Here is a 14,809-nt window from a genome sequence, read left to right as displayed (position 1 = left end):
AAATAACAAATAAGGGGTGAACAAGATGACAAGTTTACATACGGAACAGTTAGAGCTTACGTACGGAAATCAAACCATTATTAATCATCTTGATTTATATATTCCAGAAGGGAAAATTACGGCATTAGTTGGCCGAAATGGATGCGGGAAATCAACAATTTTAAAATCCTTAGCACGGCTGCTGCAACCAACTAAGGGTCACGTATATTTAGATGGTAAAGCAATTCATACGATGCCAACAAAAGAAGTATCAAAGAAATTGGCAATTTTACCACAGTCACCGACGGCACCTGAAGGATTAACGGTAGAAGGTCTCGTTTGGCATGGTCGATATCCGCACCAACGTCTACTTGGAAAGCGAACAGAGAAAGACCATGAAATGGTAAACTGGGCGCTTGAAGTAACGGGAATGAATCAATTTACAGATCGTACATTAGACGAACTGTCAGGTGGACAGCGGCAACGCGTTTGGATTGCGATGGCACTTGCGCAAGATACGGAGTTATTATTATTAGATGAACCGACAACGTATTTAGATATGGCCCACCAGTTAGAAGTATTAGAGTTATTGAAAAAGTTAAATGAAGAAGAAAATCGAACGGTTGTTATGGTTGTACATGATTTAAATCATGCCGCAAAATATGCGCATCATATTGTTGCGATTAAAGATGGAGATAAAGTAATGGAAGGAGCACCAAGTGATATTTTAAATGATGAATTGTTTGAAACAGTGTTTGGTGTGAAAGCGCGTGTTGTATATGATCCAGTTGCCATGACATATATGTGTACACCGTATGCGTTACTTTCAGAGAAAAAAGAAAAGCTCGAAGAAAGAATTGTTGGGTAAAAAAACTGTTGAGAAAAGATTCTCAGCAGTTTTTTTATGGGAATTTTATCTCGTTCTTTGCGGGCAGTGAGATCGCTTCTCAAGAATGAGAGAGAAATGAAATAATAAAGTTATTTCATTTTATTTTTAGGCTGTTTTCTCAAGGGTTTTTGTTTTTGCAACATAATACAAGAATGGGAACATATGTTTGATTAATTTGAATTTTATGTTATAATTATATTAACTTAATTTAGAAAAGAGGGATCAAGTTGAGTGAGGAAAAAAATATAATTAGTTATTTTAATTATTATTCATCTTGGCTAATCACTTTAAAAGAAATCGATGAAACATTATGGTTTAAACCGATAGCTGATGGTAAATGGTCTGTAAGTGAGATAATAGCACATATTATGAAGTGGGATAATCATCTATTAACAGAAGTCCTTCCATCTGTACAAAATGAAAAAGGAATGGAGTTTCCAGATTTTGATACACATAATAAAAAGGCATCAAACTACGCAAAATCAGGCATATCACAATCAAAACTTCTTGAAGAAGCAAAAGGTACAAGGGAATTACTTGTAAGAGAACTTAACAAGCTATCAATCGAAACGTTAAAAAAGCCATTAACTGCAAACGGTGTAACTCATTGTCCACATACTGGAACACCGTATTCACTTATATATATTGTTAAGGAATTTACAGACCACGATAACTATCACCAAAGACAAATAATACAATTCCTAAAGGAAAACAGCCTATTTATAAAATAAGGGTGTAGCTTAAAATCAGGCTTGATTAAAAGTGTTCCTCAAAACGGGATTGTACGACAAAATAAAAAGAAGCCATTTTGAAAAAGCTTAGTCAAAATGGCTTTTATATTTGAATGTATATAAATCCATTTTGATTTCTCGACATATAAATCGCTGCTATGCAGACTACAACATGACCTGTACTCGCTTGCTCCCTTTGTTTGAAACCTCGTCCGTGGCAGGAAAAGGCCCTGACCGCTTCTATGCACGGCCAGATGCTCTTGTCCTCTCCTAAAAAGAAAGAGGTTTTTATGTCGGGTTTTTTAATTTGGATATATATAGATTTTTGGTTTCGTGGAAAAGTTGATTTTTTCTTTTGTTGTTAACTAGATGCTTTAAGAAATACTATACTGTTATTTTTAACTTAGTAGTTTATTTAGCGCTGTAGTTGCTTTGGGCCATCCAACATAAAAAGCCATATGTGTTATCAAAGCAATAATTTCTTTTTCGTTTATTCCATTCTTTTTAGCTAATTGTAAATGAAATGGTAGCTGTTCAGTATTGCCAATACTAATTAGGGCAGAAAGTGTAATTAAACTTCTTTCTTTTGATGTCAATGTCGGATCTCTCCATACTTTTTCAAATAATATGTTTTCACCGTAATCAACAAAATCGGGAGCAATCTCTCTCATTCTTTTTGGTATGTTGGAGTCGATACGATCATTCATTATTCTTTTTCCTCCTTCATATTAACCATTTGTATTATTCCTTGACCAAATGACCAGTTTTCAGCAGATGTCTCGTTTAATGTAATAAAAATATTAGTTGTAGGGATGTTTAAACGATTATAAAAAGCTTCCGAGATTGATTGATACAAATTTCTTTTCTGATGTAATGTTCTTCCTGGGGCACATGTAATAGAAACATATATCATTTTATCTGTTCTCTTTTGCTCCCCTTCTAAGAGATAATAAGAATCGTAAAAAAATTGATTAGATGGGTAAGGTAAAAACATGTGAAAGTAATCATTATTGGGAATTTTAAAATCTTCAATTAATGAATGATGAATACTATTGCTTACCTTTTTTAACTCTTCTTTATTTAATTGCCCTTCTGGATAATAAACAGTAACAAGCGGCATATATTCACTCCCTTTCTTATAACGTTATTTTACTTCTGTAATTTTGATTTGTATAATTGAAAATAAATAACATTATTATCAATAAATTCGATAGAGATTAGGTGTGAAAATGGAAATAAAAGAGTTAAATACATTTAAAAAAATTATTGAGGAAGGAACTTTTTCACTCGCAGCTAAAAAATTAAATTATGCTCAGTCAACGGTAACAACACATATAAAAAAACTAGAAAATGAGCTCGGTTTTCTTCTATTTGAACGAGGATGGGATGCTCGATTAACAGATGAAGGTATATTATTTGCTGAGGAAGTAGATAATTTATTGATGCATTGGGATTATTCAGTATCTCAAGCGCAGCGAATAAGTAATGAAGAGAAGGGGAATTTAAGAATTGGTTTATTAGAATCAGTTGCAGAAAAAGTAATTCCATTTATATTAAGATATTTAGACAATGAGAAGCCATACATACATTGTGATTTTGTCGTGGGAAATACAGCACTTTTATCAGAAATGATTGATCAAAATAAGATTGATTTTGCTGTTTGCGGAAACAACAAAAATATTTCTAATGTGAACTTCACTCCACTATGCAAAGAACAAATCGAATTTATAGTAAGTAATCCAAATCATCCAGTATTATCAAAAGAATCAGTTGAAATATCTGATATTATTAATTACCCCATTTTGATTGGAGAAAATAGTTGTGATTATTATCAATCTGTGAATGCTTTTTTATCAAAGAACAATTTATCTTTTAAAAGAGTCTACAATTGTAGTGCGCTACACCTTATTCCACAAATGGTTTTTGGGGATGCGATAGGCATAATCCCTAAAGGAAGTATTTTAAAACAAAATTTAATATCATTTAAGGTTAAGGGATTCGATCCTAAAATGCCTATAGGATTATTAATTTCTTCTAAAAAAAGAAACTATTTAAGCCAAACAAAACAGCAACTAATGAAATTGATTGAATCGATGTTGTTATAAATAACGTTTTCGATTACTTATTATCTAGGTTGATTTGATTAAATACACCATACAAACCTTTAAAAGTTGAGAATATAAAAAGAAGCTATTTCTATCAACTTTAAAATGGTTTCTTTTTTGATGAATCGGATTGAATATTAATGAGATAAGAATAATTAATGTATTTTTTCAAATTAGCATTGCGAAATACAGGCTGTACTTTTACAATAAAAAGGTCGTACATTTATTATACTAAAAAAACAAATCGGAATAATATGAATATTTATGTTTTATCTAGTTATGTTTATGTAAAAATAACTAAACGACATGCATCATGTTATTGCTTTACAAGGAGAGAAGAAATTTGAAAAGTGTAAGATTACCATCGATGATCGAGATCATCATTCTTTTGCTATTGTTTTTATCTGTTGTCTTTTCGTTTCAGACAATTTTCGATTTACCGATTCAGCTTGCGTTATTTATTTCATGGTTTCTTGTCATTGCGCTTGGGTTAAGACTTGGGTTTCGTTATCAAGACTTACAAGATGCCATTACAAAAGGAATTTCGAATGGGCTTGAAGCGATTTTAATCTTAGTAGCGGTTGGTTCCCTTATCGGAACGTGGATTGCTGGCGGTGTTGTACCAACACTTATTTATTATGGTTTAGAATTTATTCACCCAAGTATTTTTTTATTAGCAACTTTAATTATTTGTTCTATTACATCTATTGCAACAGGTACTTCTTGGGGGACGGTAGGTACAGCTGGTATTGCAATGATGGCAATTGGGGAAGGACTTGGATTACCACTTCCTCTTGTAGCTGGTGCAGTTCTGTCTGGTGCGTATTTCGGAGATAAATTATCACCATTATCTGATAGCACCGTACTTGCAGCTTCTATGGCGAAAGTAGATGTTATTGCGCACGTTCGTGCAATGTTGTATTTAGATGTTCCAGCTTATATTATTACGGGTATTATGTTTACAGTTGCAGGCTGGGTATATGGCGGGAAGAATGTAGATTTAGAAAAAGTAGATTTTCTAAAGGCATCTTTACTAAAGCATTTTGATATTCATATCTGGATGCTCGTTCCAGCGGTCATGGTAATTATACTTTTAGCGATGAAACGTCCATCTATGCCTACAATTGCAATGGGGGCTCTTCTTGGTGCCATCTGGGCAGCGTTATTCCAAGGAATGCCTTTTGGAGAAGCGATTGGCACAGCTTACAAAGGGTTTTCTATTGATTCCGGTATCGATTTCATCGATAAATTATTAAATCGCGGCGGAATTGAAGGAATGCTCGGTTCAGTTGCTGTTATTATTTTCGGACTTGGTTTTGGTGGTTTACTAGAAAAGCTTGGCGTTTTGAAAGTTATTGTTTCGAAGTTTGAGAAAAAATTAACATCTGCAGGTAATGTAACACTTTCGACTTTAATTGTTGCATTTTTAGCAAACGTATTTGGCTGTGCCATGTATGTATCGTTAATTTTAACGCCAAAAATTATGGAAGAAAGCTATGATAAATTAAAATTAGATCGCCGCATTTTAGCTCGTAACTCAGAAGTCGGTGGAACGCTCACATCAGGGATGGTTCCATGGTCTGATAACGGTATTTTTATGGCGGGTATTCTAGGCGTTTCGACGTTATCTTACCTTCCGTTTATGTGGATGAGCTTTGTATCATTAGCGCTCGCCGTTATTTATGGATATACAGGTAAATTTATTTGGTATGTAGATGATATAGAGAAAGAAAAGCAAGTATCATAGTATGAAAAAATCATCCTTTCGCTTATAGCGGGGATGATTTTTTAATTAAATAGGTAATTTTTCAATATCTATCTAGTGTCTTATAATGTTTTATAGATGTAATATCCAATTTATGTTATATTTATTGTGATGACCTGAAGAAAAAGTGCTAAAGTAGTGAAAGTTAATTCGAATGTTTTTAAGTGGAAAAAAGTAATATTATGAAATTTTCTTGTGATTTTTTCTGAACTCGATTTAATTACGATGTTGAAACAACAAGGTTATTCTATACAGATGATTTTAGAGGTTTTAAGAAAAAATCGTATAGAGAGAGAAGATAATTCGGGTGTGCAAATTTTGACTAGGAAACAAAAGATATAAAGGATGTTTAAAAGAATTAAAAGAGTAGAGGTAAATAGTAAATGGTAGAATTACTTGGTAGTTTGCTTGAAGGAATCTTAATATCATTGCCATCTAAAAAAAATAGAACGATTAATAAAAAATTTAAGTTGTTAAGAAAAGAGAACTGGTATAAAAAAATCCTCGAAAAATATGGTGCATTAATCTCAATGAACGATTCTGTAAGAAACTTTGTTGGTCAAAGGGATATTGAGAAAATCTTGAGAAACATGGAAAAAACGAAGGAGTTTCAAGCAGAATTAGAAGAAGTATTAGCAAAAGAGAAATTGTAATCTGTTTAAATTAAAGTATTTGTTATTGGTTGGGTACCAATAAATATAAAAGGACTTTCCAAGTGTGAAAGTCCTTTTATATTATTAAAATCATTAATGATCTTTAACAAAACATAGTAGAAAAAATAAATTTATAAATTTCTCTCGTCTTTATTGAGAATATTTATCATTTGAGGGTGTTTTTGATACAATAAAAAAGAAAGTATTTTAAGGGGGATGAAAACATGAAGTACAGAATTGAAAGAGATACATTAGGAGAAATGAAAGTTCCGGCTGATAAATTATGGGCAGCACAAACGCAGCGTAGTAAGGAGAACTTTTCAATTGGAACAGAGCGTATGCCGCTTGAAATTGTTCGGGCATTTGTAATTTTAAAGAAAAGTGCAGCGATTAGTAATCAAAAGTTAGGGAAGTTAGCAGAAGAAAAGGCTAATGTAATTGTGGAGGCGGTTGATGAAATTTTATCAGGAAAATGGGATGATCATTTTCCGCTCGTTGTTTGGCAGACAGGAAGTGGTACACAGTCTAATATGAATGTGAATGAAGTAATCGCCAACCGTGGAAATCAAATTTTACGAGAAAAAGGGCTTGATCTACATATTCATCCGAACGATGATGTGAATATGTCTCAAAGCTCAAATGATACATTTCCAACAGCACTTCATATTGCGTGTGTGATAGCTGTAGAAGAACAAGTATTACCAGCAGTAGCAAAATTAAAAGACACGTTGCAAGAAAAAGTAAACGAGTTCTCTCATATTATTAAAATTGGTCGTACTCATTTACAGGATGCAACGCCGTTAACGTTAGGACAAGAGGTGAGCGGCTGGCATCGCATGCTTGAAAAGACAGAGCGGATGATTAGAGAAAGCAGTATATATATGAAAGAACTTGCAATTGGTGGTACTGCGGTAGGAACAGGGATTAATGCCCATCCAAAATTCGGTGATATGGTTGCCGAAGAAATTAGTAATTTTACAGGAAAACAATTTGTATCAGCGCCAAATAAATTTCATGCGTTAACAAGTCATGATGAAGTTGTTTATACGCACGGGGCGTTAAAAGCGTTAGCAGCTGATGTAATGAAAATTGCAAATGATGTCCGTTGGCTTGCAAGTGGACCGCGCAGTGGCCTTGGGGAAATTACGATTCCAGCAAACGAACCAGGAAGCTCTATTATGCCAGGAAAAGTAAATCCAACGCAAAGTGAAGCTATAACGATGGTCGCAGCGCAAGTTATGGGAAATGATGCAACGATTGGCTTTGCGGCAAGTCAAGGAAACTTTGAATTAAACGTCTTTAAGCCGGTCGTTGCTTATAATTTCTTACAATCTGCTCGATTATTAGCAGATGCAATTGTTTCATTTAACGATAAATGTGCAGTCGGTATTGAAGCGAATGAGGAAATGATTGGGCAACACTTAAATAACTCGTTAATGCTTGTAACAGCATTAAATCCGCATATTGGTTATGAAAATTCAGCAAAGATTGCCAAGCATGCACATAAAGAGGGATTAACATTAAAAGAAGTAGCACTGCAATCAGGGTTATTAACAGAGGAACAATTTGATGAAATTGTAGATCCGAAGCAAATGATTGAGCCGAAGGAATGAAAGATTATATAAAAGATAGGATTCTCAAGTGAGGATCCTATTTTTTTAGTCTATAGAGGAATCATGTATAAATACAAAGTGAAAAACTGACACAAAAACCTCTTTCTTTTGAGATGAGCGAGAGTATCTGGCCATGCCTAGATGCGGTCAGTGCCTATTCCTGCCACATGCCAGGCTTAAAACAAAAGGAGCAAGTGAGTGCAGGATATGTTTTGTTCTTTATACAAGTGACTTATATGTTGAAAACGTAAAATGGATTTATATTTAAAAATATCTTTTTTTGTCAAAAAATACAAAATTACTTCACAAATTCCACACAATTGTTTGTTATCCTTCATGTAGGTCGACTGATATTTGAGGAGATTGCTATATGAAAATAACTCGAGTTTTTTTTCTCTTTTGTATCATTTTTTTTAGTTGTTCATTCCATACTTATGCACAGGATACGTTACAATCTCAAATTGACGCTGCTCCTGAATATGGAATCGTAAAAATACCGAGTGGTAACTATAATGAAGCAATCGTTCTTTCAAAGCCTGTTACTTTGGAAGGGACGGGAGAAGTTACGGTTCGTTCTTGTCGTAAAGAACCCGTTATTACGGTAAAAGGACAATCTGTCACCTTGAAGCATATAAAGGTAGAACAATGCAGTAGTAAGGCGGACACGGAAGCTATTCATGTTACTGGTAAGAATCATCGGTTGAAAAATCTTCAAATCTACACAAAGCAGTTCGGGATTAAATTTAATGAGACAAGTGGTACGGTTGTTGAAGGTGGTTTGATTAAAGGGAATTCTAAAGGAAACGGAATTGACTTATGGGAATCAAATAACAATGTGATTCAAGGGATCGAGATTGATAAAGTAAGAGATGGTATTTATATAGAAAATAGTCATTTTAATCGAATATCTCGTAATGCTATCGGAAATTCTCGTTATGGCATACATATTATGTTTTCTAATCATATAACCGTACAGAATAACAAGTCTCACAACAATATTACAGGTGCCATGGTGATGGGAACAAAAGACACAAAAATTGAAAGGAACGAGTTAACTTTCAATAATCGTAATGTCAATGCACAGGGCTTGTTGCTGTATGATGCAGAAAACACGGAAACGATTGGTAATCGAATTTCCTATAACCGTGTTGGGATGTATGTGGAGAATGCGAATAACAACCGAATTTCAGATAATGAAGTAACCGAGAATTTTATTGGCATGCAATTTAAAAATGCCAATGAAAATCATGTGTCTGACAATGTCTTTATTGGGAATGTAAATGAGTCTCAAGCGATAAACAGTACAGAGAACAAAATTATACATAATTATTGGGACGCACCTTTGAAATTAGATACAAAGGGAAATGGCTTTAGCAGCATACCATACAGTGCAGATCCATTTTTTCTAACACTAACGAATGAAGTTCCTGAATATCAGCTGTTTTTCCAAGCGCCTGGTATGATTGTACTCCAAACATTGTTGAAAAGTCCTGAAAATCAAGTTTTAACAGATACCGAACCTATGATGGGAATGGGAGAAAACAAAGAAGAATACAAATCTTCATTTAAGATGCAAATCGGAATGATTAGTGTAAGTATGTTAGCGGTAAGTATCACTTTATTTAAAATTGGGAGGAAAAGAAGATGAAATGGAAAGGTTTATTTATTACAATAGTTGCAGCTCTTTTATTAACAGTAGTTGGTTGCGGGAAAAAGGAAGTTAAGCCAGTAGCAATTGACGAGAAAAATGATAAATGTGCCAATTGTAATATGCTTGTGACGAACGATCAATTCGGAACAGAAGTAATTCTTGAAAATGGTAAATCATTGAAATTTGATGATCTAGGTTGTATGTACAAATGGATGAATAAAAACAAGAATGAAAAGTTGCAAGCAAAATTTGTACGTGATTACAATACAAAAGAGTGGGTTGAAGTAGAGAAAGCGACTTATGTTTATGACAAAGAGATTAAAACACCGATGGCTTATAATGTGATTTCTTTCAAAGATAAAAAAGACGCGGACAGCTTTGTTTCTAAAAATAAAGGTGAAGTGTTAGTAGCAAAAGATTTAGAAAAGCATGAATGGAACAAAAACATGGATATGATGATGAAAATAAAAGAAGAGAATGCAAAGAAAAAGGATATGAATCATTCTCATTAATAAAAAAGGACAACCGCTCCGGTTGTCCTTTTTTGTGGAAAGAGGGATACTATGTGGCACATTTGGCAATCTGAGTGGCGGATCACGATAAGACAACGTTCATCTTATACATTTGTAATCCTTTGGACGAGCGTTCTGTCTTTACTATTTTTACTAGAGCGAAATACGCCTACTATAACAGGATACACAAATATGACAGGTACAATGGCGAATTTAGTGCTGTATATTATACCGTTATTTATGCTTATTATCAGTTCTTTTTCTGTTGCGAATGAAATGGAAAACGGACAGTGGCGGTTATTAAGTACGTATCCCATTTCTAGTGTTGCTTACGTTATGGGAAAAGCATTCGGACAATTTACAGCGCAGCTCATTATTTTTACACTTAGTTATGGTATAAGTCTTATAATCGGCCTTATTAGTGGAAGTGCATTATCTATGAAATGGGTGCTGGCTCTTTATGTATTTTCAATAGTATTAATGCTTTTTTTTCTAATAATCGGTGTCGTGATCGGTTCTTTTGTTGTAACAAGATGGCAGGCGCTAACAATCTCTGTCGGAGTTTGGTTTTTCCTCATTATGATTTGGCCTACTGCGCTTATCGCTGTTCTTAGCCTTGTTCCGTATCCGATGATTGCTGTGCTTCTAAAAATAGCTTTGCTTATTAATCCTGCTGAATTGCTTCGTATCGTATTTGTTGTTCAATTAGGCGGCGGTGCGATATTTGGACAAGCATACGATTCTCTCATTACTTTCTTACAATCTGAGGCGGCGTGGGGAGTTCTTATTTTATATACACTGATCTATATGGCTTTTGGGTTTACTCTCTCTGCATGGAAGCTAGAAAGGAGAAAAATGCAATGACACTTTTACAAGTTAGTGAGGTTTCAAAAGAATATAAGACAAAACAAGCACTTTCTCACTTTTCACTTCAAGTAGACGGAGGAACGTGCCTCGTGCTATGCGGCGGGAACGGTGCAGGAAAAAGTACACTTCTTCATATATTGGCAGGTATTTCAAAACCGACAGAAGGCACGATCGTCTTAAATGGTATCGCCCTCCATGAAAACAGGAATGCATACGTGTCGCAAATTGGATATATGCCAGATGACTTCCATGCACAGGAAATGATGACTGTGCATGAATTTCTTTCTTTTTATGGTGTGTTACGAAAGGTAAGTCAAAAGCAAATACAAGAGATTTTAGAAAAGATCGGTCTGATTGAAAAGAGGAATGAACTTGTAAAACATTTATCAAAGGGAATGCGGCAACGCTTAGTATTTGGACAAGCGTTGTTAGGGAAACCGAAACTATTATTATTAGATGAACCGACAAATGGTTTGGATCCATTTTGGGTCAATGCATTCGTTGAGGTTTTACAAGACATCAAGAAAAATGGGACAATTATTATTTTTTCCACACATATGATGGACGTGGCAGCGGAGATAGGAGATTGTATATTATTTATGCAAGATGGGGTTGTGACAAAGCGTATTGAACATAAAGGGAGTAAAGAGGAGAAAATACTGCACCTATTACAATTGCATCGGCAGGGATGAAACCAAAAGCATAAAATCTTTTTGGTGAAATAAGGACATGCGTTGCAGTGTTAACTCTAGACAGCTTCAATCAATCATTTCATTTAGACTATCTCTTCAATTACTCCTCGTCTTCCTAGCTACAATAGTTGGTTTCATTTTCCTTAAGTTAATCGAGAAAAAAGAAAAATTTAATAAAGCTAATAACAAATAGGACTAGACTGGTAGCTAGTCCTATTTGCTATTTTATTTTTCATATGTATTTGTAAAAAAATTTGCATTTGTTTGTTTCACTACCGATGGGCAGGGATTCCCTGTTGATAAAAATTTTGTTTTATTGCAGGGAAATGAAATTCTCTTCTAAAATCCGTGAAGTATAAACGATATTTGATTTTGTTTGAAAATAGGGAAACAATATGTTGAAATGTTTATTTTTATTATGATATTATAAATAAAAATAAACGGAATCATAATTTGTTTGTTTTTAAAATAAACTTTTTAGGGGATTGTTTAGCATGAATGATATTTCAGAATGGTTTTGGAATGCCACAGTAGAGGAATTGAAAAAAGGATATATATTTGAGAAAGACACTGAAGAGTACATTTGTTTAGCCTGCGGAGAAAAATTTGTGAAAGGTATTATTTATCAAGAAGAAAACGTTTTTTATGAAGCAGAGAAGTTTACACAGCTTCATATCGCAAACGAACATATTTCTATGTTTGACTATATATTAGGGTTAGATAAGAAGTTAACAGGTTTAACAGATTTGCAGAAGAAGATGGTTCAGTTCTTTCATATGGGTTTAAACGATAAAGAGATTGTACAGGAAATGGACGGTGGAAGCACTTCAACAATTCGGAATCATCGTTTTACATTAAGGGAGAAGATGAAACAAGCTAAAGTGTTTCTAGCGCTTATGGAGTTGTCAGAAGAAAAGGCGACGACTCAACCTAAATTTCTCCCGATTCATCGTACAGCTACGATGGTTGATCAGCGGTATAACATTACCGAAGCGGAGAATGAAGAGGTTTTAAAATTGCACTTTACAGAAGGATTAGACGGCCCTCTCTCTAAATTTCCGAAAAAACAAAAGCGAAAGCTCATTATTTTGAAACATTTAGTGAAAAAGTTTGATAGCAATCAAAAATATACAGAAAAAGAAGTTAATGAGATTTTAGAACATGTATTTCCTGATTATGTCACGTTAAGAAGGTATTTAATTGAATATGGTTTCCTTGACAGAACATCTGATGGAAGTCAGTACTGGGTGAAGTTATAAAGAACAATGTAGAGAAATACAAATTTAAAAATCGATATAAAAACCCTATTTCTCTTTAGATGGGCGAGAGCATCTGGCCATGCATAGAAGCGGTCAGGGCCTTTTCCTACCACATGCCAGGTTAAAACAAAAGGAGCAAGCAAGTAGCTTTCATGTTGAATTCTGCACAGCAGTGACTTAGATGGCGAAAAATTAAAATAGATATATATAGATAAAGTGAAAGGAGAAAGGAAATTGGATAGAAGAGAAGAATTAAAACAACTGTATAAAGAAACCGAAATAGAAGGAGGGATTTATTGTATTCGAAATACAAAGAACGAAAAAGTGTATGTAGAGAGTACAAGGAATTTCAAAACGATGAGTGGAAGACGACTTTTACTTAATATGGGTTCTCATACGAATAAGGCATTGCAAGATGATTGGAAGGAATACGGGGCAGATGCTTTTGAGTTTGAAATATTAGAAGTGTTGAAAAAGAAAGATACTAGATATTTTAACGAAAAAGAAGAATTGAAAAAATTAGAAGAGAAGTGGTTAGAGAAATTGCTGCCATATGGAGAGCAAGGATATAATCGCGACATTTCTCGATAAAAGGGGTTATGAAACATGAAAATAACTGAAGAAGGAACAGAAAGTAAACCAATATGGCGTTCTATGGCTATGTTTCTCATTCCTTTACTATTAAGTAATGTATTACAGTCGCTTGGACAGTTGTTTGGTATGGTAGTGGTAGGACGTTGGCTTGGTATTAATGACTTAGCTGCTATATCAGCTTTCTTTCCGTTGTTTTTTCTACTTATTTCATTTGTAATTGGGATTGGGTCTGGTAGTTCGATTTTAATTGGGCAGGCTTTTGGGGCTCGTAATGAAGAACGTTTAAAGGCCATCGTCGGTACAACGTTGACATTTACGTTTGTACTTGGAGCGATTTTAGCGGTAGTGGGTAGTATGTTTGCAATGGATATTATGCTACTTGTTGGTACGCCGGAAAATATCATTGAAATAAGCGTTCACTATGCACGAATTTTATTTATTTCCATGCCAGTGCTATTTTTGTATTTTGCTTATACAACATTTATGCGCGGGACAGGGGACTCTAAAACACCATTTTATTTTTTAATTGTTAGTACAGGACTAAATATGGCATTCTTACCTATTCTTATTTTTGGTTGGCTTGGTCTGCCGAAACTTGGTGTGTACGGCGCAGCATATGCTTCTGTTATATCAACAATTGTTACATTTATTATTTTGTTAGTTTATTTAAGGAAAACGAAACATCCATTGCAATTTGATGCAACAGTTCGAAAGTATCTTCGCATGGATTGGGAGTTATTAAAATTATTATTACGTCTTGGCATTCCAGCAAGTATTAATATGATACTTGTTTCATTATCAGAGATTGCCGTTATTTCCTTTGTAAATCGCTTTGGATCAGATGCAACTGCAGCATATGGAGTCGTGAACCAAGTGGCAAGTTATGTACAGATGCCAGCAGTGAGTCTTGGGATTACCGTTTCCATATTTGCAGCGCAGTCCATTGGAGCAAATCAATTTGATCGTCTGCAAAAAGTAATCAGGGCAGGACTTGTTATGAACTATGTAATTGGAGGAATATTAATCTCTTTTATTTATTTGTTTTCAAAACAAATTTTAGCGCTCTTTTTAACGAGTCAGAATACGATTGATATTGCACATAGTCTCATTATGATTACGTTATGGAGTTACTTAATTTTCGGTCATGCGCAAATTATTGGTGCAACAATGCGAGCGAGCGGAACTGTATTGTGGCCGACTATTTTTGCGGTTATATCGATTTGGCTTGTAGAAGTTCCGGTAGCTTATTTCCTTTCGTATCATACGAGTCTTGGAATAAAAGGAATATGGGTTGGGTATCCAGCTGCGTTTATTGTGAGTTTACTTTTACAATACGGATATTACAGGTTGTCATGGAAGAAGAAGCGAATTACGCGTCTTATAAGCTAAAGTTTATTACGTAGATAAGGAATTCCCTTCAGATAAGTGATTTGAAGGGGATTATTATGGTTCAAGGTAAAGAATATATGTCATTAATTCGAAACTATTACATGTTATCA

General features: G+C 34.4%; 15 protein-coding genes. 13 read left to right on the top strand and 2 right to left on the bottom strand.

The features are described 5' to 3' along the window. The first annotated feature begins 25 nt into the window (after positions 1-25). On the top strand, positions 26-847 hold the full coding sequence (locus V7024_RS06455) for an ABC transporter ATP-binding protein (protein ID WP_335517230.1): 822 nt from the start codon (positions 26-28) through the stop codon (positions 845-847). A gap of 248 nt (positions 848-1,095) precedes the next feature. Further along, positions 1,096-1,599 (top strand): DinB family protein, encoded by a 504-nt coding sequence (locus V7024_RS06450; RefSeq protein WP_335517227.1) that lies wholly within the window; start codon positions 1,096-1,098, stop codon positions 1,597-1,599. 398 nt (positions 1,600-1,997) lie between these two features. On the opposite strand, the gene V7024_RS06445 is transcribed toward V7024_RS06450, so the two are convergent. Both V7024_RS06445 and V7024_RS06440 read right to left on the bottom strand, forming a co-directional pair. Further along, the gene (locus tag V7024_RS06445) at positions 1,998-2,306 is read right to left on the bottom strand and encodes a carboxymuconolactone decarboxylase family protein (RefSeq protein WP_335517224.1); all 309 of its coding nucleotides are present in this window, start codon (positions 2,304-2,306) and stop codon (positions 1,998-2,000) included. Then, entirely contained in the window at positions 2,306-2,719 is a 414-nt protein-coding gene (locus tag V7024_RS06440) for a tautomerase family protein (RefSeq protein ID WP_335517221.1), read from the bottom strand. Before V7024_RS06440 ends, V7024_RS06445 begins: the two co-directional genes overlap by 1 nt. Before the next feature lie 109 nt (positions 2,720-2,828). Between V7024_RS06440 and V7024_RS06435 the strand changes: the two genes are divergently transcribed. From V7024_RS06435 to V7024_RS06385, 11 genes are all read left to right on the top strand, one after another. Further along, complete coding sequence (locus tag V7024_RS06435) at positions 2,829-3,704, top strand: LysR family transcriptional regulator (RefSeq protein WP_335517218.1); 876 nt, start codon at positions 2,829-2,831, stop codon at positions 3,702-3,704. Between the two features lie 343 nt (positions 3,705-4,047). After that, positions 4,048-5,451 (top strand): Na+/H+ antiporter NhaC, encoded by a 1,404-nt coding sequence (gene nhaC / locus V7024_RS06430; RefSeq protein ID WP_335517215.1) that lies wholly within the window; start codon positions 4,048-4,050, stop codon positions 5,449-5,451. 401 nt (positions 5,452-5,852) lie between these two features. Next, on the top strand, positions 5,853-6,122 hold the full coding sequence (locus V7024_RS06425; protein ID WP_335517212.1) for a hypothetical protein: 270 nt from the start codon (positions 5,853-5,855) through the stop codon (positions 6,120-6,122). Between the two features lie 224 nt (positions 6,123-6,346). Continuing rightward, positions 6,347-7,735 (top strand): class II fumarate hydratase, encoded by a 1,389-nt coding sequence (gene fumC, locus V7024_RS06420; RefSeq protein WP_335517209.1) that lies wholly within the window; start codon positions 6,347-6,349, stop codon positions 7,733-7,735. A 370-nt stretch (positions 7,736-8,105) separates the two neighbouring features. After that, complete coding sequence (locus tag V7024_RS06415) at positions 8,106-9,383, top strand: right-handed parallel beta-helix repeat-containing protein (protein ID WP_335517206.1); 1,278 nt, start codon at positions 8,106-8,108, stop codon at positions 9,381-9,383. Further along, on the top strand, positions 9,380-9,898 hold the full coding sequence (locus V7024_RS06410) for a nitrous oxide reductase accessory protein NosL (protein ID WP_335517202.1): 519 nt from the start codon (positions 9,380-9,382) through the stop codon (positions 9,896-9,898). The genes V7024_RS06415 and V7024_RS06410 overlap by 4 nt, the downstream gene beginning before the upstream one ends. Before the next feature lie 51 nt (positions 9,899-9,949). Further along, on the top strand, positions 9,950-10,762 hold the full coding sequence (locus V7024_RS06405; protein ID WP_335517199.1) for an ABC transporter permease: 813 nt from the start codon (positions 9,950-9,952) through the stop codon (positions 10,760-10,762). Continuing rightward, complete coding sequence (locus V7024_RS06400; protein WP_335517196.1) at positions 10,759-11,457, top strand: ABC transporter ATP-binding protein; 699 nt, start codon at positions 10,759-10,761, stop codon at positions 11,455-11,457. The genes V7024_RS06405 and V7024_RS06400 overlap by 4 nt, the downstream gene beginning before the upstream one ends. A gap of 494 nt (positions 11,458-11,951) precedes the next feature. Then, complete coding sequence (locus V7024_RS06395; protein WP_335517191.1) at positions 11,952-12,716, top strand: DUF2087 domain-containing protein; 765 nt, start codon at positions 11,952-11,954, stop codon at positions 12,714-12,716. A gap of 234 nt (positions 12,717-12,950) precedes the next feature. Next, positions 12,951-13,307, top strand: a complete 357-nt coding sequence (locus V7024_RS06390) for a GIY-YIG nuclease family protein (RefSeq protein WP_335517189.1) — start codon at positions 12,951-12,953, stop codon at positions 13,305-13,307. 15 nt (positions 13,308-13,322) lie between these two features. Then, entirely contained in the window at positions 13,323-14,699 is a 1,377-nt protein-coding gene (locus V7024_RS06385; RefSeq protein ID WP_335517186.1) for an MATE family efflux transporter, read from the top strand. Positions 14,700-14,809 lie beyond the last annotated feature (110 nt).

This window comes from Bacillus sp. JJ864 (assembly GCF_036963045.1).
GTDB lineage: Bacteria > Bacillota > Bacilli > Bacillales > Bacillaceae_G > Bacillus_A > Bacillus_A pseudomycoides_C.
The sequence above is the reverse complement of the archived record's forward strand: the minus strand, read 5'-3'. Positions and strand labels throughout refer to the sequence as shown.